This window comes from Hyphobacterium sp. (assembly GCF_043584775.1).
Taxonomy (GTDB): domain Bacteria; phylum Pseudomonadota; class Alphaproteobacteria; order Caulobacterales; family Maricaulaceae; genus Hyphobacterium.
Genome location: NZ_CP121327.1, coordinates 798,186 through 823,454 on the forward strand (window position 1 = coordinate 798,186; position 25,269 = coordinate 823,454).

28 protein-coding genes and 1 pseudogene are annotated in these 25,269 nt (G+C 59.9%); 18 read left to right on the forward strand and 11 right to left on the reverse strand.

Annotated elements, in window-relative coordinates; genetic code table 11:
* Positions 1-2: 2 nt before the first annotated feature.
* Genes P0D52_RS03830 through P0D52_RS03840 form a run of 3 tightly spaced genes read right to left on the reverse strand, consistent with a single transcriptional unit; the run spans position 3 to position 1,740 of the window.
* Positions 3-557 (reverse strand): YceI family protein, encoded by a 555-nt coding sequence (locus P0D52_RS03830; protein ID WP_394694119.1) that lies wholly within the window; start codon positions 555-557, stop codon positions 3-5.
* A 4-nt stretch (positions 558-561) separates the two neighbouring features.
* Positions 562-1,146, reverse strand: a complete 585-nt coding sequence (locus P0D52_RS03835; protein WP_394694120.1) for a cytochrome b — start codon at positions 1,144-1,146, stop codon at positions 562-564.
* Positions 1,147-1,149: 3 nt separating this feature from the next.
* The gene (locus tag P0D52_RS03840; RefSeq protein WP_394694121.1) at positions 1,150-1,740 is read right to left on the reverse strand and encodes a YceI family protein; all 591 of its coding nucleotides are present in this window, start codon (positions 1,738-1,740) and stop codon (positions 1,150-1,152) included.
* A gap of 107 nt (positions 1,741-1,847) precedes the next feature.
* Between P0D52_RS03840 and P0D52_RS03845 the strand changes: the two genes are divergently transcribed.
* Entirely contained in the window at positions 1,848-3,626 is a 1,779-nt protein-coding gene (locus P0D52_RS03845; RefSeq protein WP_394694122.1) for an acyl-CoA dehydrogenase, read from the forward strand.
* Here the strand turns inward: P0D52_RS03845 and P0D52_RS03850 are convergent.
* Complete coding sequence (locus tag P0D52_RS03850; protein WP_394694123.1) at positions 3,623-4,000, reverse strand: hypothetical protein; 378 nt, start codon at positions 3,998-4,000, stop codon at positions 3,623-3,625. The two genes, P0D52_RS03845 and P0D52_RS03850, sit on opposite strands and share 4 nt — an antisense overlap.
* A gap of 103 nt (positions 4,001-4,103) precedes the next feature.
* On the opposite strand from P0D52_RS03850, the gene P0D52_RS03855 reads away from it, so the two are divergent.
* The 12 genes and pseudogenes from P0D52_RS03855 (at position 4,104) to P0D52_RS03910 (ending at position 12,881) form a co-directional block, all read left to right on the forward strand.
* On the forward strand, positions 4,104-4,331 hold the full coding sequence (locus P0D52_RS03855) for a hypothetical protein (RefSeq protein WP_394694124.1): 228 nt from the start codon (positions 4,104-4,106) through the stop codon (positions 4,329-4,331).
* The gene (locus P0D52_RS03860; RefSeq protein ID WP_394694125.1) at positions 4,328-4,648 is read left to right on the forward strand and encodes a YbjQ family protein; all 321 of its coding nucleotides are present in this window, start codon (positions 4,328-4,330) and stop codon (positions 4,646-4,648) included. Before P0D52_RS03855 ends, P0D52_RS03860 begins: the two co-directional genes overlap by 4 nt.
* Positions 4,648-5,433 carry a signal peptidase I gene (gene lepB / locus P0D52_RS03865; RefSeq protein WP_394694126.1) on the forward strand — a complete coding sequence of 262 codons (786 nt, stop codon included), beginning with the start codon at positions 4,648-4,650 and terminating at the stop codon, positions 5,431-5,433. The genes P0D52_RS03860 and lepB (P0D52_RS03865) overlap by 1 nt, the downstream gene beginning before the upstream one ends.
* Positions 5,434-5,454: 21 nt before the next feature.
* Positions 5,455-6,099, forward strand: a complete 645-nt coding sequence (lepB, locus tag P0D52_RS03870; RefSeq protein WP_394694127.1) for a signal peptidase I — start codon at positions 5,455-5,457, stop codon at positions 6,097-6,099.
* 24 nt (positions 6,100-6,123) lie between these two features.
* A pseudogene (locus P0D52_RS03875) lies at positions 6,124-6,851 on the forward strand (SDR family NAD(P)-dependent oxidoreductase).
* A gap of 136 nt (positions 6,852-6,987) precedes the next feature.
* Positions 6,988-7,392: an SET domain-containing protein gene (locus P0D52_RS03880; protein ID WP_394694128.1), complete on the forward strand. Its 405-nt coding sequence runs from the start codon at positions 6,988-6,990 to the stop codon at positions 7,390-7,392.
* A gap of 39 nt (positions 7,393-7,431) precedes the next feature.
* Positions 7,432-8,370, forward strand: coding sequence for a histone deacetylase family protein (locus P0D52_RS03885; protein ID WP_394694129.1), 939 nt, complete (start codon positions 7,432-7,434; stop codon positions 8,368-8,370).
* A gap of 44 nt (positions 8,371-8,414) precedes the next feature.
* Positions 8,415-9,008 (forward strand): histidine phosphatase family protein, encoded by a 594-nt coding sequence (locus P0D52_RS03890; protein ID WP_394694130.1) that lies wholly within the window; start codon positions 8,415-8,417, stop codon positions 9,006-9,008.
* Positions 9,009-9,072: 64 nt separating this feature from the next.
* Positions 9,073-9,318 carry an exodeoxyribonuclease VII small subunit gene (locus tag P0D52_RS03895; protein WP_394694131.1) on the forward strand — a complete coding sequence of 82 codons (246 nt, stop codon included), beginning with the start codon at positions 9,073-9,075 and terminating at the stop codon, positions 9,316-9,318.
* Positions 9,318-10,205, forward strand: a complete 888-nt coding sequence (locus P0D52_RS03900) for a polyprenyl synthetase family protein (RefSeq protein ID WP_394694132.1) — start codon at positions 9,318-9,320, stop codon at positions 10,203-10,205. The genes P0D52_RS03895 and P0D52_RS03900 overlap by 1 nt, the downstream gene beginning before the upstream one ends.
* Before the next feature lie 20 nt (positions 10,206-10,225).
* Positions 10,226-12,142 carry a 1-deoxy-D-xylulose-5-phosphate synthase gene (gene dxs / locus P0D52_RS03905; protein ID WP_394694133.1) on the forward strand — a complete coding sequence of 639 codons (1,917 nt, stop codon included), beginning with the start codon at positions 10,226-10,228 and terminating at the stop codon, positions 12,140-12,142.
* Between the two features lie 4 nt (positions 12,143-12,146).
* Positions 12,147-12,881: a TlyA family RNA methyltransferase gene (locus tag P0D52_RS03910; RefSeq protein WP_394694134.1), complete on the forward strand. Its 735-nt coding sequence runs from the start codon at positions 12,147-12,149 to the stop codon at positions 12,879-12,881.
* A 2-nt stretch (positions 12,882-12,883) separates the two neighbouring features.
* Here the strand turns inward: P0D52_RS03910 and P0D52_RS03915 are convergent, their stop codons facing one another.
* The 4 genes from P0D52_RS03915 to P0D52_RS03930 all read right to left on the reverse strand — a co-directional run bounded on the left by P0D52_RS03915 (position 12,884) and on the right by P0D52_RS03930 (position 16,930).
* Positions 12,884-13,627 (reverse strand): hypothetical protein, encoded by a 744-nt coding sequence (locus tag P0D52_RS03915; protein ID WP_394694135.1) that lies wholly within the window; start codon positions 13,625-13,627, stop codon positions 12,884-12,886.
* A gap of 133 nt (positions 13,628-13,760) precedes the next feature.
* Complete coding sequence (locus P0D52_RS03920; RefSeq protein WP_394694136.1) at positions 13,761-15,200, reverse strand: hypothetical protein; 1,440 nt, start codon at positions 15,198-15,200, stop codon at positions 13,761-13,763.
* 96 nt (positions 15,201-15,296) lie between these two features.
* On the reverse strand, positions 15,297-16,385 hold the full coding sequence (aroC, locus tag P0D52_RS03925; protein ID WP_394694137.1) for a chorismate synthase: 1,089 nt from the start codon (positions 16,383-16,385) through the stop codon (positions 15,297-15,299).
* A 50-nt stretch (positions 16,386-16,435) separates the two neighbouring features.
* The gene (locus P0D52_RS03930; protein WP_394694138.1) at positions 16,436-16,930 is read right to left on the reverse strand and encodes a DnaJ domain-containing protein; all 495 of its coding nucleotides are present in this window, start codon (positions 16,928-16,930) and stop codon (positions 16,436-16,438) included.
* Positions 16,931-17,015: 85 nt separating this feature from the next.
* On the opposite strand from P0D52_RS03930, the gene pdxH reads away from it, so the two are divergent.
* Entirely contained in the window at positions 17,016-17,681 is a 666-nt protein-coding gene (gene pdxH / locus P0D52_RS03935; protein ID WP_394694139.1) for a pyridoxamine 5'-phosphate oxidase, read from the forward strand.
* Here the strand turns inward: pdxH and P0D52_RS03940 are convergent.
* On the reverse strand, positions 17,672-18,598 hold the full coding sequence (locus tag P0D52_RS03940; protein WP_394694140.1) for a hypothetical protein: 927 nt from the start codon (positions 18,596-18,598) through the stop codon (positions 17,672-17,674). The two genes, pdxH and P0D52_RS03940, sit on opposite strands and share 10 nt — an antisense overlap.
* Before the next feature lie 327 nt (positions 18,599-18,925).
* On the opposite strand from P0D52_RS03940, the gene P0D52_RS03945 reads away from it, so the two are divergent.
* On the forward strand, positions 18,926-19,858 hold the full coding sequence (locus P0D52_RS03945; protein ID WP_394694141.1) for an ABC transporter permease: 933 nt from the start codon (positions 18,926-18,928) through the stop codon (positions 19,856-19,858).
* Complete coding sequence (locus tag P0D52_RS03950; RefSeq protein ID WP_394694142.1) at positions 19,855-20,760, forward strand: ABC transporter permease; 906 nt, start codon at positions 19,855-19,857, stop codon at positions 20,758-20,760. The genes P0D52_RS03945 and P0D52_RS03950 overlap by 4 nt, the downstream gene beginning before the upstream one ends.
* On the opposite strand, the gene P0D52_RS03955 is transcribed toward P0D52_RS03950, so the two are convergent.
* Entirely contained in the window at positions 20,761-21,561 is an 801-nt protein-coding gene (locus P0D52_RS03955; RefSeq protein ID WP_394694143.1) for a hypothetical protein, read from the reverse strand.
* Positions 21,562-21,580: 19 nt separating this feature from the next.
* A complete protein-coding gene (locus P0D52_RS03960; protein WP_394694144.1) occupies positions 21,581-22,216 on the reverse strand; it encodes a hypothetical protein in 636 nt (211 codons plus the stop codon).
* Positions 22,217-22,343: 127 nt separating this feature from the next.
* On the opposite strand from P0D52_RS03960, the gene P0D52_RS03965 reads away from it, so the two are divergent.
* Entirely contained in the window at positions 22,344-23,960 is a 1,617-nt protein-coding gene (locus P0D52_RS03965) for a peptide ABC transporter substrate-binding protein (protein ID WP_394694145.1), read from the forward strand.
* Positions 23,961-24,057: 97 nt separating this feature from the next.
* Entirely contained in the window at positions 24,058-25,269 is a 1,212-nt protein-coding gene (locus P0D52_RS03970) for a DUF3667 domain-containing protein (protein WP_394694146.1), read from the forward strand.

Sequence of the window (25,269 nt, forward strand, 5' to 3'; positions counted from 1 at the left end):
GGTTAGCGCGTGGCTTCGATGTGAAGGTGAATCTCGACGGTTGTTGCGGCATCGCCCCATTCACCGGAACCGATACCGAAGTCCTGACGGAGGACAGTCATCCGACCATCGGCGACGGCGCGGTCCCCGTCGATCGAGAGCCGGAAAAAGAGATCGGTTGGCTGGGTGTTTCCGGCGAGGGTCAGTGTGCCATTGGCGACATAGCAATCGCCATCGCCATCTTCGCAGTCATCGCCAAGCGAGATTGTTTCGGACACAAATTCGGCGACCGGATGATCGTCTCCATCCAGCCCGGAATTGCCCGTCATCTGGGAGTTATACTGGGCATTGCCCGTATCACCGCTGGTGACGTCGACGAGACCGACAATACGGGCGTTGTCCAGATCGGCCGGATCCAGACGGATTTCGGCATTGAAATCCGAAAAAGACCCGGTGACCTCGCGGCCGAAGGCCGTCGTCTCGATCGTGACGGCGCTGGCGTCTCTGTCCAGCGTCCAGTCGGTCGCAAGAGCTGGGCCGGCCGCAAAAAGCGACAGGGCAAGGGGGAGGAGTTTCATCGGTTTAGCCTCGTGGCTTCAGGAAAACGACCATGCGGGTCAGGACATCGTCGCGGTCGATAAAGTGATGCTTCAATGCGGCAGCAATATGGAGCGCCAGAAGCCCGAGAATAGCCCAGGCGCTCTTGGAATGAATCTGTGCGACCACGCCGTAGAGCGCTTCATCGTCGCCCACGAGTTGGGGGATCGGCAGGCTTTCCATGTTCAAAAAATAGCTCGGGAAGCTCGACGCCGAGGCCGCGATCCAGCCAAAGAGCGGCATGCCGATGATCAGCACATAGAAAGCCCAGTGCGTGGCCGTGGCCGCGAAGCGCTCAAATCCATTCATGCCCTCCGGCAGGGAGGGTTGTTTGTGGGTGAGACGCCAGACGAGCCGGACAATGCTGAGGGTCAGAATGAGGAGGCCGATCGTCTTGTGCCAGTTGAACAGCATCGCCACGGTCTGGGGATCGACGGACATATCGCCGGCCAACAGGGCCTGTCGCATATCGTCCGTGCGCCAGCCGGCAAAAATCATGACAATGATCAGGACGGCAATCAGCCAGTGAAGCGTAATGGCGACGGTGGAGTAACGTTGGGTCTGGGTCATTGCTTAGTCCTCGCGAAGAAATTCCGCCTCGATTCGAATTCTGACTTCGTCACCGGCGATGGCCGCCGGAATAAATGGTCCGATGCCGTAATCACTTCTGGACACAATCATATCGGCTCCGAATCCGATAACATCCCTGTTTTCCAGAAAGTTGAAGTTTCCGCCATAGAAAGTGATATCCATGCGCGCCGGTTGCGTAACGCCTCGAATGGTCAGCTCGCCTTCAACAACGCCCGTATCTTCACCCGTGATTTCAATGCTGCGGGACTGAAAGAGGATTTGCGGATGGCGCTCGGCCGAAAACCAGTTGGGTCCCCGCAGAGTGTCGTCGAAGGTTTCATTGCCGGTCGACACAGAGCCGGCATCGATGATGGCCGTCATTTGAGCTTGTCCCGGATCGGCGGGGTCAAAAGTCAGGCTGGCCTCAATCTGGTCAAACCGCGCCGTGTACCAGGCGAGACCGAAATGCCGGGACCGCCAGTGCACCGAGGCGTGGTCGGTATCCAGCTGCCATGTTCCGGACGGCAATTCGGCGGGGTCTTGTGTCGGCGCGCTGACGCAGGCACCGGCCAGGGTGAGGATCAGAAGGGGCAAGAGAAATCTCATAAAAATCAGAATAGTGTGTTTTGCCGCATCTCCAAATGGTCGACGCGGCGTTTTCCCGCGTTATCTTGTCGCGAGAAATAGCTGAGGGACCGGCCATGTATCGCGCACCAATAGATGACATTCGCTTTGCGTTGGAAGAAATCGCCGTCATGGACGGGCTGAAGGCGACGGGGGCCTTTCCGGAACTTTCCTCTGACCTGACCGCCGCGATCCTTGAAGAGGCCGGAAAGTTTTCCGGCGATGTGCTCGCGCCGCTGAACCGGCCCGGAGATCTGGAAGGTTGCACGCTGGAGAATGGCGTTGTGACTACGCCAAAGGGTATCAAGGAAGCCTATGCCCAGTTCGTGGAGGGCGGCTGGCAGGGCCTGCAATTTCCGACCGAGGTGGGTGGAATGGGCTTGCCACGTGTTCTTGGCGCGGCTGTCATGGAGACGCTTCAATCGGCCAATATGGCGTTCAGTCTCGGGCCGATGCTGACCTTCGGGGCCATTGAGGCGCTGATCGCGAAAGGCTCCGACGAACAAAAGGCGATGTATCTGCCGAAATTGCTGACCGGGGAATGGTCAGCGACCATGCAGCTGACTGAACCACAGGCGGGTTCCGATGTCGGTGCGCTGCGAACCAAGGCCGAACCCAATGGCGATGGCAGCTGGGCGATTACCGGCCAGAAAATCTACATCACGTGGGGCGAGCATGATTGCGCCGAGAATATCATCCACACCGTGTTGGCGCGCACGCCGGATGGTCCGGCCGGGACAAAAGGCATTTCGCTTTTCGTCATTCCGAAATTCCTGGTGAATGAGGACGGCTCGCTGGGCGAGCGCAATGCGATCCAGGCCATCGGCCTCGAACACAAGCTGGGCATTCATGGCAGCCCGACCTGCGTGATGGAAATGTCCGGCGCAAAGGGCTGGCTGATCGGTGAGGAATTTGGCGGCATGGCGGCCATGTTCATCATGATGAATGCCGCGCGTCTCGCCGTTGGTGTGCAAGGTGTCGGCATTGCCGAGCGCGCCTATCAACAGGCATTGGCCTACGCAATGGAGCGCAAGCAGGGCCGCGCGCCCGGCGCGGAAGGTGATGGACCGCATGCCATCATCCACCACCCGGACGTGCGCCAGATGCTGACCACGATGAAAGCCAAGATCGAGGCGGCACGCGCGATTTGCTATAATTGCGCGGTCTCTGCCGACGAGGCGGAATTCGAACCCGATGAAGAAGACCGCGCCTATTCCAAACGCCGCGAGGAATTGCTGACGCCGATATCAAAAGCCTGGGCGACCGATGTCGGGGTGGAGGTTGCCTCGCTCGGTATCCAGATACATGGCGGGATGGGCTTTATCGAGGAAACCGGTGCCGCACAGCATTACCGGGATGCGCGGATTGCGCCCATTTATGAAGGCACGAATGGCATCCAGGCGATGGATCTGATCGGCCGCAAGATCTCCATGGCCGGCGGCGCGCCGATGCGGGAATTGCTGGCGGACATTCGTCAGACCGTGGAAGATTGCGCGACTTCGTCCAATCCGGAATTGCCGAAACTGGCCAAGCGCTTGGGACCGGCTGCGGATGCGCTCGAAGCGGCGGCCAAATGGGCGACCGCGTCCGGGCGGGATCGCTCGGATGTGCTGGCGGGTGCGACCGCCTTCCTGAAACTGGCGGGCGATGTCACCGGGGGCTGGCTCTTGTGTGTCGGCGCGGTTTCAGCGCAGCGGCGCTTGAAAAACGCCGAGGGTGATCCGGCTTTCGCTCATGGCAAGATCACCCTGGCCCGGCATTTCGCCGAGACGGTTCTGAGCACAGCTCCGGCCGCACTGGCGGGTATCCAGTCCGGCATGGCGGTTCTGGCGGATGACGTTGCTCTGGGCGCCTAGACCCAGAAGGTTGTCGGGTCCGGATTGGGACGTCCATCAACCAGACGGATCAGGCCGACAATGACGCGGACGATGACCCAGATCGACCAGAGCGCCCAGATGAGAATCGCAACCGGCAACAGGATGACGGTCACCGCACAGATGATCGAAACGACGAGCAGTGCCGCCGCATAAATCAGGGTGCGAAGCTGGAACTCATAGTGGGTGGCAATCCATTCTGGCGCCTTGTCCCGCCGCATATAGGCGATGACGGCGGCGATAATCATCGTCACCAGATTGGTGGGGCCGACCAGAAACAGGACATATCCGATACCGGCGATCAGCCGATCATCGGAATTTTCGGTCGCGGTGGGTTGGGGAGTGACATTTTTCATCTGCGCCTCAATCGTCTGACATACCTTTAAAGGCTTGTTTTCGTTGCCGGAGCAACGCACCATAGAAATATGACCAGAAAAGGTCCGACGGAGGCAATCCCCCATGCAGCGCATTCAGACCCGCTTGCGGCTCGGATACGGGCTGGTATTCGGAGGCGCCATCGCGCTGGCGATTGCCATCACGATTGCCCGGCTTTCTGACTGGATACTTGCCTTTCCCTGGTCGATATTATGGCTCATCCTTGCCATCATCCCGTCCGCCGGCATTGCGCTGGTCTTCCTCACCGCCGTCGAGGAACGGACGAGCGCCGATAAAGAAAGTTCATCATGACCCTTCCCGTAACCATGGCGCATGAGATTCCCGGCCGGGAAGTTGGAGAAATTCTGGGCATTTGCCGCGGCAGCGTCGTCAAGGCACGGTTTTTCGTTCGCGATATTTTTGCGTCGCTCCGCAATCTCATTGGCGGCGAAGTGAATGAATACTCCGAATTGCTGGAAAAATCCCGCTCCGAGGCCTATGCGCGGATGCTTAAAAATGCGCAAGAAATGGGCGCTGACGCCATCATCAGCTTTCGTTTCTCGACCTCGGCCATTATGGAAGGGTCATCTGAAATTCTGGCCTATGGAACGGCGGTAAAGCTCAAGTGATGTCGACAATAAAAAGGCTGGCCGGAAATGCGGCCGGTGAAGTCATGGATACAATTCGTTTTTTTGCTGGTGTAGCCGGGGTGTGGCTGACGATTATCACCTTCCTGTTTGCGCCGTTTCACATTCCATCTGAAAGCATGCAGCCTTCACTGGAGGTCGGGGACCGGGTGCTGGTGTCCAAATGGGCCTATGGCTATTCGCGTCATTCGCTGCCGCTGGGTCTGGGCTATTATCTGCCGGACAATCTGGAGACGCGGATTTTCCCGCGGGATCCCGAGCGCGGCGATGTCATTGTTTTCCGGGTTCCGGAAACCCGCCGCAATCTGATCAAGCGCGTCATCGGCCTGCCGGGCGATGTGATCATGGTCCAGAACGGCCGCCTGTTTATCAATGGCGAGAGGGTTGAACGCGAGCCAATCGGGCAACGCACCTATATTGATCATCGCGGGCGCCAGCCGGTGACCGTTGATGCCTATGTGGAGACGCTGCCAAACGGTGTGATGCACGATATTTACGAGCGCTCGGATTCCCATCCGCTGGACAATGCCGGTCCCTTCCGCGTGCCGGCAGGAGAGATTTTCGTGATGGGCGATAATCGCGACAGCTCGACCGACAGCCGCGTGGCGCCCAATCCGCAATATCCGCAAAGCGGAGGTCCGGGCTATATTGAATTGACGGAGGTTGTCGGCCGGGCTGAGACCGTCATGTTCACGCTGAATCGTTGCCGTCGTGAGGATGGGCTCTATTGTCCGACCGGCCGCGTCTGGCGTGGCTTGCAATACTAGTCAGTCCCTAGGAGGGCTTTGATGATACGCTTGGTCTCGGCGCTTGTTGTATTCAGCCTCGTCGGGGTTTTGGCTATCTTCTCCTGTTGGGCAGCTTACCGGTTGCCTTCGGCAAACATGATGCCTGGCATCGAAGCTGGTGACCTCGTTTCGGTCAACAAGATCGCCTACGGTTTTTCAAACCAGTCACTTGCATTCGGAATAGGTCGACGCTGGAGCGGCGGTATGCAGTTCCGGCTGTTCGCGAGACCGCCTGAGAGAGGCGACGTGATCATTTTCTGGTCAGAGGAAATCGAGCGAAGCGTCGTCGGAAGGGTCATTGGTCTGCCAGAAGAGGTCGTTGAGCTTTCCGCTGGACGGGTCGTGGTGGACGGAGCTCAGGTTGAGCGAACTGAGGCCGGTACACTCACGCTGACATCGTCTGGACGCCGCCCGCGCGATTTGGTTCGGTATCAGGAAGTTTATCAAGACGGCACCACAGTCGACATTCTTGAGGAAAATGATGAATCCCTCCTCGACGATGCAGGCCCCTTTAGAGTGTCCGAGGGCTTTGTTTTTGTGTTGGGTGACAATCGCGATAATGCCATAGATAGCCGCGTGCCAAGCTCGCGGGGTGGATACGGCTTTGTCCCTGTCAGTCACATAATCGGCCGCGTTGCGGAATAGCGAAATCACGCGAAGGAGAGCGCCATGTCGCTTGAAGGAAAAACGATTTTCATTACCGGTGCGAGCCGGGGCATTGGCCTCGCAATCGCCGAGCGCTGCGCACGCGACGGGGCGAATATTGTCGTGGCCGCCAAGACCGCCGATCCTCATCCGAAGCTGGAAGGCACGATCTACACCGCGGCCGAGGCGATCGAGAAGGCGGGCGGCAAGGCCTTGCCGCTGGTGGTCGATATCCGCGATGGGGAGAATGTCGAGCAGGCCGTGGCCAACACGGTCGATCACTTCGGCGGCACGAAAACCCGCACATTCTGGCGCTGTCGCCGCCGCTCGACATGCGCGAGCAATGGTTCGCCCCGCACGTGGCTTACACCTCGGCGAAATACGGTATGAGCCTGTGCATTCTGGGCTGGGCTGGCGAGTTCAAGGGCAAGATCGCCGCGAACGCCATCTGGCCGCGCACCGCCGTCGCCACCGCCGCCATCGCCAATGTGCTGGCGGGTACAGAAGCCTTCAAGAATTGCCGCAAGCCGGAGATTCTGGCCGACACAGCTTATCATGTGCTGAACAAGCCGGCGTCCGAGTTCACGGGCAATTTCCTGATCGATGACAGCTTCCTGGTGTCCGAAGGCATTACCGATCTGGACCAGTATTCGGTCTCGCCGGGCGAGGAATTGCTGCCGGACTTTTTCGTGCCGGAAAATCCCCCGGCGCCGGATGGCGTCAACATCATGAATGTGTCGCTGACACACTGACCGGTCTGGCGAAAAATGTGAATTGCGTTTTTCGTAAAACTCCCATTATGGGCGTTGGAGCGTCGTACTCTGCGGATCGGTAGATTCGCTTGTCTTTCCAGCCTGTCGACGCAGGCTGTATTGGCGTTTTCGACCCATGTTGCTCATTGATACTTTTGCCGGTCCCAGCCTGATCGAGGGCGTTGGCGTGTTTGCGGCCGAACCGGTCCGGAAAGGCGCACGCGTCTGGACACTCGACATCTCCATCGACCGGGTGGTGACCCCCGAAGAGCTGGACCGGGCCTCGCCCGTCTTTCAGCGCTTCATCGAGCGTTATGCCTATTTCGATGCCGGGCTGGGCGGGTATCTGCTCGACGGCGATCACTCCCGCTTTCTGAACCATAGCGATGATGCCTCAATCGAGTTTCGCGCGGATGGTGATGGTTTTGCCCGGCGGGCGATCCGCAAGGGTGAGGAGCTGACCTGCAATTACAGCGAATTCATGCCGAGCCTCGTTATCCTGCCGTCGCGTGTGCAGGATTTTCAGAACCGGCATATCTGACACCTTCCCGCCGGAGCGTCATCGGTCTAGATCGGGGGGATGAAGACACTCATCCTGACCTCCGATGCGGGTTTCGATCATCGCGTCCCGCCGCCGCATTTTGAAAACCCGCCGCGCTTGCGGGCGGTTCTGGATGCGATGGCGGATACGCCGTCACTGGCCGGGCTCGATCGTATTCAGGCACGGGCTGCGACCCGAGAAGAAGTCGGGCGGATGCACACGCCCCGCCATGTCGATGCCGTGTTCAATGGCGAACCGGCCGATCATGAAGCCTTTCACGGCTTCGACTTTGATACCTTCATGTGCCGCGGGTCGCTGAATGCGGCCCTGCGCGGGGCCGGGGCTGCGGTGCAGGCGGTGGACATGATCATGGACGGCGAGGGGGAGGCGGCCTTCTGCGCGACGCGCCCGCCCGGTCATCACGCCGAGCGCGACCGGCCTATGGGCTTTTGCCTGTTCAACAATGCTGGTGTAGCTGCCATGCACGCGCTGGAACATCATGGCCTGTCCCGCGTCGCCATCATCGATATCGATGTGCATCATGGGAATGGCTCGCAGGATCTCGCGGAAAGCGAGCCGCGCGTCATGTTCGCGTCCATCCATGAGTCGCCGCTCTATCCCGGCACCGGGATGGAGGATGAAACGGGACTCAATGGCAATGTCGTGAATGTGCCGGTGGCTGCCGGTTGTGGCGGTGAGGTCTGGCGCGCGCGGATGGAGGCCGATCTTTTACCGAAAGTCGAGGCTTTCGCGCCGGAATTCATATTTGTCTCCGCCGGGTTTGACGGACACAGGGCGGACCCGCTCGGCGGTATCCTTCTCGATGAGAGCGATTATATCTGGGCGGCGTCGCGGCTGTGCGATTTGGCGCGCAAAACGGCATCTTCGCGGCTTGTGTGTTGCCTTGAGGGCGGTTACGACAACGGAGCGTTGGGCCGTTCGGCGGCCGCATTCACCGAAACACTGTCGAGGGGCTAGGGGAGCCGGTCGGCAGCCCTGTCACGCCCCGAACCACGGACTTTATGGCTGAGACCCTTTCCCATGAAAAGCCGCAGCCCGGCTCCATCACAATCGCCCGTCACGGACAGCCCGATGCTGACCGGACGGTGCGTATTGACTGGCAAGGCTATGAGCATTGGTGGAAGGGCTATGATGCGGCAGGGCTCGCGCCCGGCCAGACCCCGCCCGAATTGCTTGTGAATGCTGCAGCCGAGGCGTCCGTGGTGTTCAGCAGCTCCTTGCCGCGCGCGATTGAAACGGCGCGCGCCGCCGCTCCGAATCGGCGGCTGGTGATTGATCCTGATTTCGTGGAGGCGCCTTTGCCGCCGCCGCAGATGATCGGCACGCTGAAACCCGGCACCTGGGGCGTCTATGCGCGCATCTGGTGGTGGTTCGGTGCAGCGCGCGGTCTGGAGACACGGCGCGAGGCCGAGCTGCGGGCGGAACGCGCCGCTGACAAGCTGGTCATTGCTGCCCAGAATGGACCGGTTGTCCTGTGCGCGCATGGCTGGTTTAACCGGATGCTGCGTCCGCCCCTTCGCCGCCGCGGCTGGAAATGCGTTCAGGATGGAGGCGATACCTATTGGTCCAGCCGCCGTTATGAGCGCTGCGACTGAGCCGTATCTGATTGCCGCGGGCCGGCCGCCCGCCTAGTTTGATGACTGAACCCGGGAGGACGATATGTCCGATACACCAACCGCTATCGACACAATGAGCTTTGAAGCGGCGCTGGCCGAACTTGAAGCCATCGTCCAGCAGCTTGAATCCGGTGATGTCGAGCTGGAAAAATCCATCGCGATCTATGAACGCGGCGCAGCCCTGAAAGCCCATTGCGAGAAAAAGCTGCGCGAAGCCGAGCTCAAAGTCGAGAAAATCGTTCTGGATGATAACGGCCAGATGAAAACGGAAGATGCCGGTCTGACCTGATGGACGATTTTCGCGCCCTTCTGGCGGAGACCGCTGATCGCGTCACCGTGGCCATGGACGCCTTGCTGCCGCGCGCCAACGGACCGGAATCAGCACTTTTGTCGGCCATGCGATATGCGGCGCTGGGGCCCGGAAAGCGGCTGCGCCCGTTCATTACCATCGAGGCCGGCCGGATTGTTGGCGCTGATGAGCGCGGCCTCTTGCGCGTCGCCACGGCGATCGAGTGCATCCACGCCTATTCGCTCATCCACGACGATCTGCCGTGCATGGATGATGACGATGTCCGCCGTGGCCGTCCGACGGTGCACAAGGAATATGACGAGGCGACGGCTGTGCTTGCGGGCGATGCCTTGCAGACCTTTGCCTTCGAGCTTCTGGCGAGCCCGGATACGGATGCGAGCTCGGCGCGCCGCGTTGAATTGATCGCGCGCCTTGCGGCCTGTTCGGGCGCGCGCGGTATGGTCGGCGGTCAGATGATTGACATGAGCGCGGATCGTGCCAAGGCCGACATCAATGTGATCACGCGCATGCAGCGCATGAAGACCGGTGCCCTTATCGCGTTTTCGGCAGAAGCGGGCGCTATCCTGGCTGGGGCCGGGGCAGATGTCCGGCGGGCGCTGGAAGGCTATGCGCATGATATCGGTCTGGCCTTCCAGATTCGCGATGATTTGCTGGATGCCGAAGGCGATGCCGATGAAACCGGAAAGGCCGTGGGCAAGGACGATGATCAAGGCAAGGCCACTTTTGTGACCATTCTTGGCCTTGATGGTGCGCGAGACAGGGCGCGTCGTCTTGCCGCGCAAGCGAAGGATCACCTTGAACCTTTCGGTGAAAGTGCGAACCTTTTGCGACGCGCGGCCGATTATGTGCTTGAACGGCGCTCTTGAAGAACTGAAAGCGAAAGCTGATGGCCTCTGAAACTCCCACCCTCGATCTTGTGTCCTCACCGGCAGACATGAAGGATATGGATCTCGCCAGCCTGACCCGTCTGGCCGATGAATTGCGGACCGAGACGATTGATGCGGTCTCGACCACTGGCGGGCATCTGGGGGCGGGCCTGGGAGTGGTCGAGCTGACTGTGGCTTTGCATCACGTCTTCGACACACCGAAAGACGTTCTGATCTGGGATGTCGGCCATCAATGCTATCCGCATAAAATTCTGACCGGCCGCCGCGACCGTATCCGCACGCTGCGTCAGGGTGGCGGCCTGTCCGGTTTCACCAAGCGCTCGGAAAGCGAATATGATCCGTTCGGTGCAGCCCATGCTTCCACGTCCATTTCCGCCGGGCTCGGCTTTGCCGTGGCGCGTGATCTGAAAGACGAAGACAGCAATGTGATTGCGGTCATTGGCGATGGCGCGATGTCGGCCGGCATGGCCTATGAAGCCATGAACAATGCCGGCGCCATGGCCAAGCGCATGGTCGTTATTCTCAATGATAATGACATGTCGATTGCGCCACCTGTCGGGGCGATGAGCCATTATTTCGCGAATCTCGTCTCCTCACGCGGCTATCGCTCCTTCCGAAAGGTGGGCAAGGCGATGGCGAAGGCGGTTGGCCTGGAAAAAACCATCCGCAAAGCCGAGGAATATGCGCACGGCATGGCCGTGGGCGGCACATTGTTCGAGGAGATGGGCTTTTACTATGTCGGCCCGATTGACGGCCATGATCTGGAGGCGCTGACCCAGGTTTTGAACAATGTGAAGGATTTTGATCGCGGCCCGGTTCTGGTTCATGTCGTCACGCAGAAAGGCAAGGGTTATGCGCCTGCCGAAGCATCTGACGACAAGTATCACGGTGTGGCGAAATTCAACGTCGTCACCGGAGAGCAGAAGAAATCAGCCGGTGGCCCGCCAAGCTTTACCAAAGTCTTTGCCCAGTCGCTGATCCGGGAAGCAAAGCGCGATGACCGCATTTGCGCCATTACGGCTGCCATGCCCGGCGGCACCGGGCTGGACCTGTTCGGTGAGGCCTTCCCCGACCGGACCTTCGATGTCGGCATTGCTGAACAGCATGCCGTGACCTTCGCAGCGGGACTGGCGGCGGCGGGGATGAAGCCCTTTGCGGCCATTTATTCGACCTTCCTGCAACGCGGTTATGATCAGGTTGTCCACGATGTGGCGATCCAGAAGCTGCCGGTCCGCTTTGCGATTGACCGGGCCGGTCTGGTGGGCGCGGATGGCGCGACGCATGCCGGTGCCTTCGATATCGGGTATCTGGGGGCGCTGCCGGGCTTTGTGCTGATGGCGGCCTCTGATGAGGCCGAGTTGGCGCGCATGGTGGCGACCTCGGTTGCCATTGATGATGGTCCCAGCGGTTTCCGTTATCCGCGCGGGTCGGGCATAGGCATTGATATTCCCGAGAACGCCGAACCGCTTGAAATCGGCAAGGGCCGAATTGTCCGGGAAGGCAGCCATATTGCGCTTCTGTCACTGGGTGGCCGCTTACAGGAAACACTCAAGGCAGCGGATGATCTCGCCGCCCGGGGCCTGTCGGCAACGGTGGCCGATGCCCGTTTTGCCAAGCCGCTGGACGAGGAATTGATCCTGCGTCTGGCGCGCGAGCATGAAGTCCTGATCACCATCGAGGAAGGCGCGCGCGGCGGTTTCGGGGCTTTCGTGCTGCATATGCTGGCGGATCGCGGGGCGCTCGATGCCGGGCTCAAGATCCGCACGATGACCCTGCCGGATATCTTCCAGGATCAGGACACGCCGGATGCGATGTATGCCGAAGCCGGCCTGACATCGCCGCACATCGTCAGCTGCGTGCTCGACGCGCTCGGACGCGAGGATGAGGCTGCCGCCGTCATCGGCGCTGCCCAATAAGGCCGTGAGCAAGGCCCGGCTGGACGTCCATCTCGTCTCAAGCGGACAATTTGACAGCCGGGCGCAGGCGCGTGCGGCGATTGAGGCCGGCAAGGTCCTGGTCGACGGCCGGATTGTTCGCAAGGCGTCCTTCCCGGTTGCCGAAGGTGCCGTGATTTCAGCCGAAAAACTCCACCCCTATGTCAGCCGCGCGGCGCTCAAACTGAAAGGCGCTCTGGATGAGTTTGAGGTCGATGTCGCGGGCAAGACCTGTCTGGATGTCGGGGCGTCGACCGGCGGCTTTATCGAGGTTCTGCTGGAAGCGGGAGCGCGCCATGTGACCGGTGTGGATGTCGGGACGGGCCAGCTTCATTCCACGCTCCGGCAGGACGAACGGGTGACGTCTCTGGAACAGACTGACGCGCGCGATCTGACGGCGGAAAGTCTACCGGCACCGCCGGAGATCATCACCTGCGATGCCAGCTTTATCGGTCTGGCGAAAGTGATCGAGACGCCGCTCTCATTGGCGGCCGAGCGCTGTGATCTGGTCGCTCTGTTCAAGCCGCAATTCGAGGTCGGACGTTTGCATGTTGGCAAAGGCGGGCTGGTAAAGGACAATGCCGCCCTGGGGGCGGCGCTGGAACGTTTCCGGATCTGGCTGAATGGCCGGCACGGCTTTGAGATTCGCGGTGTGACCGATAGCCCGATTGCGGGCGGGGACGGAAACCGCGAATTCCTCGTCCACGCCCGAAAGGGTTAGCGCTATTGCGCCGGACGCCAGATATTATCGACGCCCTGACACATATAGACGTCATTCGCCGTAACTGTGCCGTATTGGTTCTGGCTGCGGGTCGTCATCCAGCGGCAATTCCCGGTCTGGGGCGTGCCCGCCTGATACACGCGGCCTGAGGTGACGGGCGCGCCGGCGAGGCCTTCATTTCCGTACTGGGTCGTGCTGCCATAGTAGGGATCATTGCCGTAATTGTTGTCGGCATAGCCGTCCTGATAATAGCCATCGTCATAATACCCGTTATCGGTATAGCCGGAATTGTTATATCCGTTGTCGTAATACGGGTCCTGATAGCCATAATCATTGTTGTAATAACCGGCATTGCGGTTGTTGTAGTCCGGCTCGCAAGGCTGTCCGCCTGCGACGCCCGCGCCAACGAGAGCGCCAAGACCGGCACCGGCGACAACGGCGACGTCATTCTCATGACGCTCGTTATAGCGATGGCCGCCACGTCCGCGATAACCACGATGGCCGCGGTGACCGCGATGACCCCGGTATCCCCGGCCGCGATAGCTGTCGCGATCATCGATCTCATCCTCGATTTCCGCGCCAATCACGCCACCGAGAATGGCCCCGACGATCGCACCGGCCACCTGGCGGCCCTGACGATTGGACTCACACTCGGCCTGGGACTGATATTGCGACTGAGCCTGAGCCGCCGGGACGAGCACCATCACCGATGCGGCTGAAACGAGCAGTGTACGAAAACCGATCATGATAAAACTCCATTTCCGAGGCCAGTCTGTCTGACCTTCTGATCAAAACCTATGCCACACCGGATGAGCCCAGGATGAACAAAAAACCGGCCCCTGTTCAGGAGCCGGTTCTCTGTTCGCCGTGAGTTAAGGCTTACTGGTAGTTTGCGACCTGCCAGCGGCCATAAGCATCCTGGCACATGCGCACTTCGTCGATCACAAAGCTGCCATCCGGCATGTAGATCTCCGCATCACCCCAGCGGCAACGACGATTGCCGACCGTGTAGTAGTCGCGGGCATAAACCACGCCGCGAACACCCGAATAGGGGTTGTGCCAGTAGTAGGGGCTATTGTTCGAGAACGAATAGCTCACGGCATAGTGCAGCTGTCCGCGGTCGCAGGAGTTCAGGGCAGACCCAAGGCCCGCGCCGAAGAAGCCACCGACCAATGCACCGGCTGCGTCATCATCCGCCACGGCGACGCCGAACAGGGCACCGAGAATGGCTCCTGCCAGAACCTGATCACCATTGGCCCGGCATCCGCGATCATAATAATGGTAATTATAGCTGTTATAACCGCGATCATAATAACGGGCATGATAGCGCCAGTTATTGCGAACCGGACGGCGATAGCTGCTGTAATAGCGGCGGGCATCCAGGCGGCCATTGACATAGCCACGGCGATACGAGCCTCGGGAATCCCGGAAGGTGTGTCCACCGCGATAGCCATTATGGCGGTTGATGCGGGCACCCCGGCCATCTCTTACGCCGCGATTATAGGCATCACCGCGTCCATTGCGTTGATCGCGAATGCCGTTGCGATTGCCTGTGCGGCCATCACGCCAACCGTCGCGATAGGCACCGCCGCGACCGGCGCGTGCGCCATCATTGCGGCCGGTGCGGCCGCCGCGATAGGTATCATTCCGGCCACCGCGCCCACCGCGATAGGTATCGTTGCGACCTCCGCGTCCACCGCGATAGGTGTCGTTCCGGCCTCCACGGCCGCCGCGAGCGCCATCATTGCGGCCGCCACGTCCACCAGAACCCGTATAGGTTCCGCCGCCACGTCCGCCGCGGGCACCATCGCCGCGACCACCGCGTCCGCCGGTGCCGGTATAGGTTCCGCCACCCCGGCCACCGCGGGCACCATCGCCCCGGCCGCCGCGTCCACCGGAACCTGTATAGGCTCCGCCGCCACGGCCACTGCGCGCACCGTCACCTCGGCCGCCGGTATTTGTGGGAGCTGTTGCCGTCCGCCTGCCGCCGGATTCGTTGGGCATGACTGCGCCGCCGCGCCGTCCGCCGCGTGCGCCGTCATTATTGCGCCCGCCACGTCCGCCGCGGGCCCCTTCGCCGCGACCGCCCCGAGCGCCATCGCCGCCACCGCGGCCGCCGCGCGCACCATCACCCCGGCCACCACGCCGGCCATCATTCTGCGCGAGTGTGATGTCCTGGGATGAATCGAGCGATGCGCCCAGAAGGGGCGCGTCTGTCTGTTGAACAAGAGCCTCGGCTCGAGGGGCTTCAATGGAAGCCACCGCTGCAATGGCGAGCGTCGTTGCGAAGGCCAGCGAAGATAATCTGATTGTAAGCATGGATTGCTTCTCCTTTCGGATAAGCCGCACAGGGGCGACCCATTGCCACAAGGTTAACGAAGCCGTCATGACGCTAATATGAACGTCCGGTTCAGGTTAGCCCATCTGCCCTCTGTGACGGAGCATCTGATCGGCCAGAACGATGGCGGCCATGGCCTCGGCAACAGGGACGGCCCGAATGCCCACACAGGGATCATGGCGTCCTTTGGTCGAAATGGTGGTCTCGTTGAAATCCCGGTCGAGCGTCTTGCGCTCGGTCCGGATCGACGAGGTCGGCTTGATGGCGATACGCAGGACCAGATCCTGTCCCGTTGAAATGCCGCCGAGAACGCCGCCATTGTGATTGCTCGAAAATTCGGGACCGTTTTCCCCCGCGCGCATTTCATCAGCCGCCTCTTCGCCGCGCATGGCGGCTGCGGCAAAGCCCGCGCCGATTTCCACGCCCTTGGCGGCAGGGATGGACATCATGGCTCCGGCGAGCTCGGCATCCAGTTTTCCATAAACCGGCTCGCCCCATCCGGCAGGAAGGCCGCTGACGTTCAGTTCGACGATGGCGCCCGTTGACGATCCGTCCCGGCGCAGCTGGTCGAGATGGGCTTCCCAGGTTTCAACGATATTGGCATCGGGCGAGAAAAACGGATTGCGGTCGATCTCATCCCAGTCCCATGCGGAGCAGTCGACGGGCTCAGTCCCCAGCTGAATGAGCGCGCCGCGAATCAGAATATCCGGTCCCAGAATCTGGCGGGCAATCGCCCCTGCCGCGACGCGTGCTGCGGTTTCCCGCGCGGAAGACCGGCCACCCCCGCGATAATCGCGAATCCCGTATTTGGCGTCATAGGTGTAGTCGGCATGACCCGGCCGCCACTTATCGCGAATATCGGAATAATCCTTTGACCGGGCGTCGGTATTTTCGATCAGCAGGGAAATCGGTGCGCCTGTGGTCACCGGGCCATTCGTGCGGTCGTCCGAAAACGTTCCGGACAGGATTTGAACCCGATCAGCTTCCTGCCGGGGAGAGACATGGCGGCTGGAGCCCGGGCGGCGTTTATCCAGCCAGGGCTGGATCATGCCTTCATCGAGACGCAGACCGGCCGGGCAACCATCCACAATGGCACCGAGCGCCGGTCCGTGGCTTTCGCCCCAGGTAGTGACGCGGAATAATCGTCCGAATGTGTTGTTCGACATGGGTTGGCCCGTTCTTTCCGGCCTCAAGCTAGATCAGTCGGGCGGCAGCGTCACGCGGCCGAGCGGGCCTTTCGCAGCCAGCCAGCCAGACGAGCCGTGGGCGAGCCCTTGACGAAGTCATCTACGAAGCGGTGCAAGCCGGCATTTCCTGATGATTCATGGGCCTGTGTCTGCGTCTCGATACGGATCACGATTGCAAATGCCGGATCGCCGATCGCGGCAATGCGCGTGCCGGCCGTCGTGCCCGGCAGGATGCGAAAGACACCGCTCCGGCCGCGATGGGTCACGGTCCGCGTCACGCCGTCCCGGGCATCGTCCGTCGACAGAGCCAGTTCGACCTCCAGCGTGTCGCATTTCTCCAGCGCCCGGATGGCGTGGATAGCGTCCGCCAGCCGGGACAGGGTTTCCGGCGTGGGCGCCGTATGGTCGGGATGGAGGCGTTTGGCGATTTGCCGAAAGGCCGACTTGGCTTCCGCCATGGAGGCATCGGGGGGCAGCCCCAACACATCAAGCGCACGCGCAATATCCGGATCAGATCCCCACATATTGCGCAACGTAAGTTGATGAAGGTTCCTGATTGGTTGACGCGGCGGAAGCGCCTATATCCATTTGCAGCGAGGAGCTGAGATCATGACCCGGAAAACGAGCGATATTCCCCGATCCCCCAGTGCCAAGGAGTATCAGGCCACCGCAAATGCCAATGCCGCCGAAATCTTCGACCGGGAGGACCCGTTCGCTCTGTTTGCCGACTGGTTTGCCGATGCCAAGGTCAAGGAACCCAATGATCCGAACGCCATGGCACTTGCGACCGCAGACGCGACCGGCCTGCCGGATGTCCGCATGGTGCTTTTGAAGGATTTCGATACCGAGGGCTTTGTTTTCTATACCAATCTGGAAAGCGCCAAGGGGCTGCAAATCAGCGCCAACCCGCAAGCCGCGCTCTGTTTTCACTGGAAGAGTCTTCGCCGCCAGGTCCGCCTGCGCGGTTCTGTGACACCGGTTTCCGACGAAGAAGCGGATGCCTATTTCGCCTCCCGCGCCCGCGACAGCCGGATCGGGGCCTGGGCGTCAAAACAATCCCGCCCGCTTGAAAGCCGCTTTGCGCTGGAGAAGGCGGTGGCAAAGACGGCGGCCCGCTTCGGGGTTGGCAGCGTGCCGCGCCCGGAACACTGGTCCGGATTCAGGCTTGCGCCCGTCCATTTCGAATTCTGGAGAGACCGCCCCTTCCGGCTTCATGACCGGCTTGTGTTTGATCGTTCGGACGCGGGATGGACAACGAACCGCCTCTATCCCTGAGCGCGGGCATCCACAAAGGTTTTCAAGGATTTTGAAACCCGCGACGTGGCTTTGAGCTTGTCCTTGAGCGGCATGGCAATCGGTGGGTCGATATTCGTCTTGTTGACGTCCACAACATAGAGGCGGCCATCCATCTGGTCCCGCAGCACATCCATTGCGCCCCATTCCAGACCCATGCGCGCGGCAAATTCGATGAGCTGAGCGGTTTCGGTCTCGGAGAATGTCTCCGAGGTTTCCACCAGCCGCACATCACAATTGATGTTGGTGAAGCGTTTTCCGATCTTGCGGCGCTTGACGAAAAGCAAGGGCATTTCGCGGCCGACAATGACGCAGCGATAATCCATCACCTGATTATCGCCGCAGCGATTGTCGACGAGACGCTGATAGGCGCAACCGGACTTTGGCTCGAAGGGGGCCTGAAGCACGCGGCCGTCATGGGCGCCATTGATTTCCGATTTCTCGACGACCGGCCCCACATAGCTCGAAGGGTCGACCGCGATGCCATAGCCGAAGGTCTGCTCGAAAATATCCGCAACATGGGATTTGGACACATCACAGCAGCCAAAATTCATGTGAGCCGCCGTTTGCGGCAATTGCGGCGGAGGCGAAGCGGTCGTGTCCTCGAAATAAATGGTCAGATCGGCTTTGTTCTGACTGCGGACGATCCGGCCGCCAATGGCATGCGTGCAGGCCCAGATGAAATACCAGGGGCGGGGCCTTTGCGGGGTGAAGGCTATCCGCGGACCGCGTTGGCGCAGCGAGGCCAGACGCCAGGCTTCCATACAGACATAGAAAACCAGCCAGTTCAGGCAGACGGCAATGAATTTACGGCGCAAGGGCAGTTTGTGCCCCGTGCTTTTGACGGAGACGACACCGTCCCTGTAAGCCCAATCTGACCACCAGAAGGCGCTATTCATGCTCGCGTCCTGTCCAAATCGCCCGTGAATGGGCACACTTACATTGTGATTAACGGTCCAAAGCTTGCGAGGGAAGCCCCGAGTTGAAACGGGTCTGTATCATGCCGGGATGGGTTCAAGCTATCAATTTTGTGTCAGCGCGCTTGCGCAGGGCTGTTCTGGTTCTATTAATCCTTGCCGCTGTACAGGCCGCACCGAGTGCCTTTTCGGCATCGGAAGACGATGCTGCTTCAGAAGATCGCAGCTTGGTACTGCGGCGGGCTATTGATTGACATTCCGGTGCGCCGCATGAAACGGTGACCAGATACAAGCAGGGTTAGCACGTATATGTTCGGATACATTGCCCGGCGATTTCTGATCGCCATACCCACATTACTGGTCATTATCACAGTCGCTTTCTTCATGATGCGCGCCGCGCCGGGTGGTCCATTTGATCTCGAACGGCCGATGCCGGAAGAAGTGCGCCAGAATATTCTGGAACACTTCGGTTTTGATCGCCCGCTGCATGAACAGTATTTCGCCTATCTGGGTGATCTGGCGCAGGCCGATCTCGGCCCGTCTTTGCGGTTTCGCGACAAGACCGTTTCCGACATTATTTCCGAAGGTTTTCCGGTCAGTGCCACGATTGGCGGCTTGTCGATCCTGTTAGCCCTGATGGTCGGTTCCCTGATGGGGGCGCTTGCCGCCTTGCGGCAAAACAAGTTCACGGACTTTGCCGTCATGGGCTTTGCCATGGGCGGCATTACGATTCCGCCCTTTGTGATGGGGCCAATTCTGGCTCTGGTCTTCGGTATCGGCCTCGGTTGGCTGCCCGTCGGCGGGCTGGATCCGCGATATGGCATGACGCCGGAACGCCTTGTACTGCCGGTTGTGACGCTGGCCTTGCCGCAAATCGCCATCGTCTCGCGACTGATGCGAGCCAGCATGATCGAGGTTTTGCGGTCCAATTACATCCGGACGGCGCGCGCCAAGGGCCTTTCGGGCCCGGCCGTGCTGTTCCGCCACGCCTTGCGGGCTGCGATATTGCCGCTGGTCAGTTATATCGGCCCGGCCTCTGCGGCGCTGGTGACAGGCTCGATCGTGATCGAGCAGGTTTTCCAGCTTCCGGGGATTGGCCGTCAGTTCGTGATGGCCGCTCTGCAGCGTGACTACACTGTCGTCATGGGCGTGGTCATTCTCTACGCTTCGCTGATCATACTTCTCAATCTGCTTGCTGACCTTGTCTATGCGGCGCTGAATCCACGGGTGAAGTTCGAATGAACACGACGATTGGATCCGAGAAAAATGCAGCGGCCATCGAAACGGCCGCAGTTGAAGGCCGTTCGCTCTGGGACGATGCCATTGCGCGTCTTTTCCGGAACAAGGCGGCTGTCGGCAGTATGATCATTCTGGGTATTCTGGTCTTGATCGCCGTGGTCGGGCCCTTTGTCTGGCCGCATAGCCATGAAACGATCTATCGCGAAAGCGTCTGGCTGGCGCCGACATTCGAGAATCTGCATATTTTCGGCACTGATGCGCAGGGGCGGGATCTTTTCGCGCGCACTCTGATCGGCTTACGCGTCTCCCTGATGGTGGGCGTTGTCGCGTCGCTGGTATCGTTGGTGATCGGCGTGTTCTGGGGCGCAACGGCGGGCTTTATCGGTGGCCGGGTCGATCAGGTCATGATGCGCATCGTCGATGTGCTGTACTCCCTGCCTTTCATCTTTTTCGTCATCATCCTGATGGTCGTTTTCGGCCGGAATATCATCCTGATCTTCGTCGCCATTGGTGCGGTGGAATGGCTGACCATGGCGCGGATCGTGCGCGGGCAGACCATCGCCATCAAGAATATGGAATTTGTGGAAGCCGCCGAAGCGGCCGGCGTCGGACGACTCGCCATTATCCGCCGACACATCATTCCGAACGTTCTGGGTCCGGTGATCGTCTATGTGACGCTGACCATTCCCGTGGTCATTCTGGCGGAGAGCTTTCTGAGCTTCCTGGGGCTGGGCGTTCAGGAGCCGTTGACCTCACTTGGCCGGTTGATCGCCTTTGGCGCCCAGGACATGCAGATTGCGACGTGGACGCTGATTGTCCCCGCCGCCACCATGATGCTGACGCTGTTCTGCTTCAACTTCATCGGCGATGGCGTCCGGGACGCCATCGATCCGAAAGATCGCTGATTACCGGTGACGGTGGACGCGGATGGCGCGGCCACGACCGTTGATCTGCATCAGATAGCTGTCGAGTGACGCCCGCCGGATTTCGGCGAAATTGGTTTCGTCTTCATCATAGCTGATGCGCGAGGCTGCGGACTGGTCCCAGACCTGACCGTTCGTCATGTAAAAACGATTTCGATTATATCCCATCGACCGGACACGTTCGATCTGCATGACGACGCGTTCAACGCCGCCTTCATCGTCGCGTTCGACGACTTGCACGCCATTGACCGGTTCGCCTTGGGTGGCAGCCGGAGGCGGCGAGGATTCCTCACCACCGCGGCCTGTCAGGCGCGCGAAGAGGCCACGAGAAGATGAGTCGTCTCCGGATTCGTCAGCGGAGGGCTGAACCGGATCCGGATCAGATTGTGTCGGCGCAGTGCGGACCGGCTCGCCGGCCTCTGCGGCGGCGAGGCGTTCGGGTGTCGAAGCGGGATCCAGCGGATCAGGTGAATTACCACCGCCATTGCCGAACATCGACAGGCTCAAGCGCGGCATGCTGGGCAGATCAAAGCCGAAGGAATCGCGCTCTACCGCCTCGACATCCTGCCGGTAAATCGCCACCAGGCCATTCTCGCGCTCTTCTGTGAGGCGGCCGGCGGCCGCGTCGAAGCAAGCCAGGCGCGCGCTTTCCTCGGCGATGCGCTGACAGACCAGAATATCGTCAATCGGGTCGGACGATTGTGCGATAGCGCCGGATGACAGGATCAGTCCCAGTGCGCTGGCGGACAGAATGGTGGTTCTCAACGGGAGGCGCTTGCTCATTTTGCGAAAATCCTTCGGACTATTCTTCACGGCTTACGCGGAACCAGCGTCCGCGGCCATTCAATTGCATCTGGTGTGAGGCGAGGGCGGCGCTGCGCACCGCGACGGTCATATCCGACGGTGACTGGCGCCGCGAAATCAGCACCCGCGTATCGTCGATCTGCCGCCAGACCTGGCCATTTTGCAGGGTGATGATCAGGCGATCATAGGCATCGCGGTCAAGGTTTGCCACGCCAAGGCCTTCAATGCCGGTGATGTCGCCTTCTTCATTGCGAACAACGCGACGTTCGGACGTTGCCGAATCGGATTCGGAGTCACGTGCTTGCGCGGCATCCGCAATATCAGATGAGGGGCGGGCCGACAGGCTGGGCAGGCTGACACTAGGCAGGCTTGGCAATCTGAATTCAGGAATGTTGAGGCCATAGGTTGCCTCTTCCACAGCTTCAATGTCGGAGCGGTTCACCGCCACGACTTCACCGCTTGTTTCAGACTGGTAGAGCTCGTCAACGGCCGCATCGAGGCAGGCGAGGCGCGCGGATTCATCACTGATCTGCCGGCATTCGAAGAGCGGCGAGAGCGGGGAGGACGCATCCTGAGCTGCAGCCGGGACTGTGATTAGAAGCGTGAACGGAAGGAATAGTAATCGCGTATTCATGTTACACTTGCTATCAGTTACTTGATTTCGCAGACTATGCGTGAGCGCTCCGGTCCTGTCGACCGTGAGACGCAATACCAGATGCAGAGTCACAGATTGATAGACGGGAACGGAGAGAGTCCTGGCCATGATGAATAAATCGATTTTCCGGACAACCTTGTTGATGGCGGCTTCGGCCGTCGTGCTAGCGGCTTGCGGAGGCTCCGGAGATGTGGATGAGAATGCCATTGTCCTGCACCGCGGCAATAGCGCTGAACCCCTGACGCTTGACCCGCACAAGGCGAGCGGAACGTGGGAAAACAATGTCATCGGCGATATGTTCATCGGACTTTTCACCGATGATGCCAATGCTGCGCCCATTCCGGGAATGGCAGAAAGCTGGACCGTCAGCGAAGATGGCCTGACCTGGACATTTGTTCTGCGTGAAGCCGTCTGGTCGGATGGTGTGCCCGTCACCGCTGGTGATTTCGAATATGCGTTCCAGCGTATTCTGAACCCGGCAACTCTGGCCCAGTATTCCTCGCTGCTCTATCCGATCGAGAATGCCCAGGCCGTCAATTCCGGCGAAATGCCGCTGGAGGCTGTTGGCGTTGAAGCGCTGGATGACCGGACGCTGGAAATTCGCCTCGAAAACCCGGCTCCCTATCTTCCGGGCCTGTTGACCCACTACACGACTTTCCCGGTTCCGCGGCATGTCGTCGAACAGTATGGCGATCAGTGGATCCAGCCGGAACATATTGCGGTCAATGGCCCCTATGAACTGGTGCAATGGTCGACGAACAACTTTGTTCACGTGCAGCGCAATCCCTTGTTCTATGACAATGAGAATGTCTGCATTGACGAAGTCTTCTACTATCCGACCGTGGATGCCGCAGCGGGCGTCCGCCGTGTCCAGAACGGCGAGCTTGACCTGAACAACGAGTTTCCGGGCCAGCATATCGACCGCTTGCGCCGCGAAATGCCGGACTATGTCCGCGTTCACCCCTATATGGGCACGGTCTATTTCTCGTTGAACAATGATTTCGAGCCGTTCAGCGATGCGCGTGTCCGCAATGCGCTGGGAATGGCGATCAATCGCGAATTCCTGGCTGAGGAAATCTACCGCGATGGCCGGTCTGCGGCCTATTCGCTGGTTCCGCCGGATGTCGCCAATTATGCCGGCGGTGTCGAGGCGGAATGGGCCGACTGGCCCATGGAGCAGCGCCGGGAACGCGCGCGCGAGCTTCTGATGGAAGCCGGATATGGTCCGGATAATCCGCTCGAATTCGAGTATTCGCACCGGTCAACAGGCGACAATCCGCGGATTGCGCCCGTCGTGCAGCAGGATTGGGACAGCATTGCCGATTGGGTCAATGTATCGATCGTCCAGATTGAAACCCAGATCCATTATGAAAACCTGCGCTCGGCCGACTATCAGGCCGGTGATGGTGGCTGGATTGCGGATTATAATGATCCGTACAACTTCCTCTTCCTGGCCGAAGAGCGCTCCATCCCGATGAATTATTCCCGGTATCGCAACCCCGAATATGATGATCTGGTGTCGCGCGCCAACCAGGAACTGGATATGGAAGTCCGGGCCAGCATGATGGCGGAAGCCGAACAGATGATGATTGACGACATGCCGATCATTCCGGTGGTTTTCTACGTCAACCGTGCGGTGGTCAGTCCGGAAGTGACCGGCTGGGAAGACAATATCGTCCACATTCATCGCACACGTTTCATGTGCCTTCAGGACGCAGAATAATCTGCTTTTGACCAACCGTGTCACATGAGTGACCGGAAATGGCCTTTGCACCCCTTCCCCTTCGGCGTAGGTTGCGCCGCAGGGGGAGGGGTTTTTCATGTCAGATCCGATAACCGATGCAATGGTGGCCGATTCTGTAGCCTCTGAAGCCGGCAAGGCCCGGCGGGGACATTCGCGCTCGCGGTTCGATACATCGGTTGAAGGAGAATGCTCGAATTGCGGAACCGTGCTGAAAGGCCCGGTCTGCCATAGTTGCGGGCAGGACAGCGACAGTTTCCACCGCCCGATCTGGAGCCTTTTCTGGGAGGTTCTGGACGGTCTGATGTTCTCCCTCGATGGCAAGCTCTGGAGGACCCTGCCCAAACTTCTGTTCCGTCCCGGCTATCTGACGCGCCACTATCTCGAAGGTGTTCGCGCCCGCTATGTTCAACCCTTCCGCTTGCTACTGGTTGCCAGCGTCATCTTCTTCTTCGTCTTCTGGAGCGGGTTCGGGGGAGGCGGTGGTCTGTTCAGCGGCGAGGATCTGCCTGATACGGATCGCGCCATCGAAGAGCTCGCTTCAACAGAAGCGCAATTGCGCGACAGCAACCCTGAAGCGGCCGATGATATCGCGCGCATGCGGGCGGCGCTGGCGGATTCTGAAGGCGCTGGTAACGCTGATGATGAGGCGGGTACGGCTGAGCTGTCTGCTGAGGAGCGTGCTGTATTGCGCGAGCAGAGAATTGCCGGGATGCGCCATTTCCTGGTGCCGGAAGATTATGCCGCGCCGTCCGGGGCAGATGCACAGGAGACTGTCAGCAGGATCGAGGATGAGGGCGTCGTTCTGCCCGGTGTTGGGCGCATGGAGCTGACGGGTGCCGATGAGCTGCCACTTACGGCGCGCCGGATCATTGCCAACCAGCTTGAAGTCATCATCCGCGACCCGTCGCGCTGGCTGGACTCGATCAAGGCTAACACGACCTATCTGATTGTTGCGCTGCTTCCCGTTCACGCTCTCATTCTGGCCTTTGGTCAGCTATGGCGCCGGGGTTTCTATTTCTACGATCATCTGATCGCATCGCTGCATTTTCATGCCTTCATATTTGTTCTTCTGACCCTTCTGAATCTGCTGGGCGGCATACTGAATGAGTGGACCATCCTGATCTTCATTCTGTGGAGCAATTTCTACGTCTACCGCATGCACAGGGTCGTTTATGAGCACGGCCGGATCATGTCCGTGCTCAGAACGATTTCGCTCGATTTCACCTATGCCATCGTGCTGTTTTTCGCGTTGCTGATCCTGATCATTGTCGGCCTGTTTACGGCCTGA

What these genes read in the sequence shown, in the direction of transcription:
- P0D52_RS03830 (WP_394694119.1), bottom strand. Translation starts at nt 557, where the DNA reads ATGAAACTCCTCCCCCTTGCCCTGTCGCTTTTTGCGGCCGGCCCAGCT.
- P0D52_RS03835 (WP_394694120.1), bottom strand. Translation starts at nt 1,146, where the DNA reads ATGACCCAGACCCAACGTTACTCCACCGTCGCCATTACGCTTCACTGG.
- P0D52_RS03845 (WP_394694122.1), top strand. Translation starts at nt 1,848, where the DNA reads ATGTATCGCGCACCAATAGATGACATTCGCTTTGCGTTGGAAGAAATC.
- P0D52_RS03850 (WP_394694123.1), bottom strand. Translation starts at nt 4,000, where the DNA reads ATGAAAAATGTCACTCCCCAACCCACCGCGACCGAAAATTCCGATGAT.
- P0D52_RS03855 (WP_394694124.1), top strand. Translation starts at nt 4,104, where the DNA reads ATGCAGCGCATTCAGACCCGCTTGCGGCTCGGATACGGGCTGGTATTC.
- P0D52_RS03860 (WP_394694125.1), top strand. Translation starts at nt 4,328, where the DNA reads ATGACCCTTCCCGTAACCATGGCGCATGAGATTCCCGGCCGGGAAGTT.
- lepB (WP_394694126.1), top strand. Translation starts at nt 4,648, where the DNA reads ATGTCGACAATAAAAAGGCTGGCCGGAAATGCGGCCGGTGAAGTCATG.
- lepB (WP_394694127.1), top strand. Translation starts at nt 5,455, where the DNA reads ATGATACGCTTGGTCTCGGCGCTTGTTGTATTCAGCCTCGTCGGGGTT.
- P0D52_RS03880 (WP_394694128.1), top strand. Translation starts at nt 6,988, where the DNA reads ATGTTGCTCATTGATACTTTTGCCGGTCCCAGCCTGATCGAGGGCGTT.
- P0D52_RS03885 (WP_394694129.1), top strand. Translation starts at nt 7,432, where the DNA reads ATGAAGACACTCATCCTGACCTCCGATGCGGGTTTCGATCATCGCGTC.
- P0D52_RS03890 (WP_394694130.1), top strand. Translation starts at nt 8,415, where the DNA reads ATGGCTGAGACCCTTTCCCATGAAAAGCCGCAGCCCGGCTCCATCACA.
- P0D52_RS03895 (WP_394694131.1), top strand. Translation starts at nt 9,073, where the DNA reads ATGTCCGATACACCAACCGCTATCGACACAATGAGCTTTGAAGCGGCG.
- P0D52_RS03900 (WP_394694132.1), top strand. Translation starts at nt 9,318, where the DNA reads ATGGACGATTTTCGCGCCCTTCTGGCGGAGACCGCTGATCGCGTCACC.
- dxs (WP_394694133.1), top strand. Translation starts at nt 10,226, where the DNA reads ATGGCCTCTGAAACTCCCACCCTCGATCTTGTGTCCTCACCGGCAGAC.
- P0D52_RS03915 (WP_394694135.1), bottom strand. Translation starts at nt 13,627, where the DNA reads ATGATCGGTTTTCGTACACTGCTCGTTTCAGCCGCATCGGTGATGGTG.
- P0D52_RS03920 (WP_394694136.1), bottom strand. Translation starts at nt 15,200, where the DNA reads ATGCTTACAATCAGATTATCTTCGCTGGCCTTCGCAACGACGCTCGCC.
- aroC (WP_394694137.1), bottom strand. Translation starts at nt 16,385, where the DNA reads ATGTCGAACAACACATTCGGACGATTATTCCGCGTCACTACCTGGGGC.
- P0D52_RS03930 (WP_394694138.1), bottom strand. Translation starts at nt 16,930, where the DNA reads ATGTGGGGATCTGATCCGGATATTGCGCGTGCGCTTGATGTGTTGGGG.
- pdxH (WP_394694139.1), top strand. Translation starts at nt 17,016, where the DNA reads ATGACCCGGAAAACGAGCGATATTCCCCGATCCCCCAGTGCCAAGGAG.
- P0D52_RS03940 (WP_394694140.1), bottom strand. Translation starts at nt 18,598, where the DNA reads ATGAATAGCGCCTTCTGGTGGTCAGATTGGGCTTACAGGGACGGTGTC.
- P0D52_RS03945 (WP_394694141.1), top strand. Translation starts at nt 18,926, where the DNA reads ATGTTCGGATACATTGCCCGGCGATTTCTGATCGCCATACCCACATTA.
- P0D52_RS03950 (WP_394694142.1), top strand. Translation starts at nt 19,855, where the DNA reads ATGAACACGACGATTGGATCCGAGAAAAATGCAGCGGCCATCGAAACG.
- P0D52_RS03955 (WP_394694143.1), bottom strand. Translation starts at nt 21,561, where the DNA reads ATGAGCAAGCGCCTCCCGTTGAGAACCACCATTCTGTCCGCCAGCGCA.
- P0D52_RS03960 (WP_394694144.1), bottom strand. Translation starts at nt 22,216, where the DNA reads ATGAATACGCGATTACTATTCCTTCCGTTCACGCTTCTAATCACAGTC.
- P0D52_RS03965 (WP_394694145.1), top strand. Translation starts at nt 22,344, where the DNA reads ATGATGAATAAATCGATTTTCCGGACAACCTTGTTGATGGCGGCTTCG.
- P0D52_RS03970 (WP_394694146.1), top strand. Translation starts at nt 24,058, where the DNA reads ATGTCAGATCCGATAACCGATGCAATGGTGGCCGATTCTGTAGCCTCT.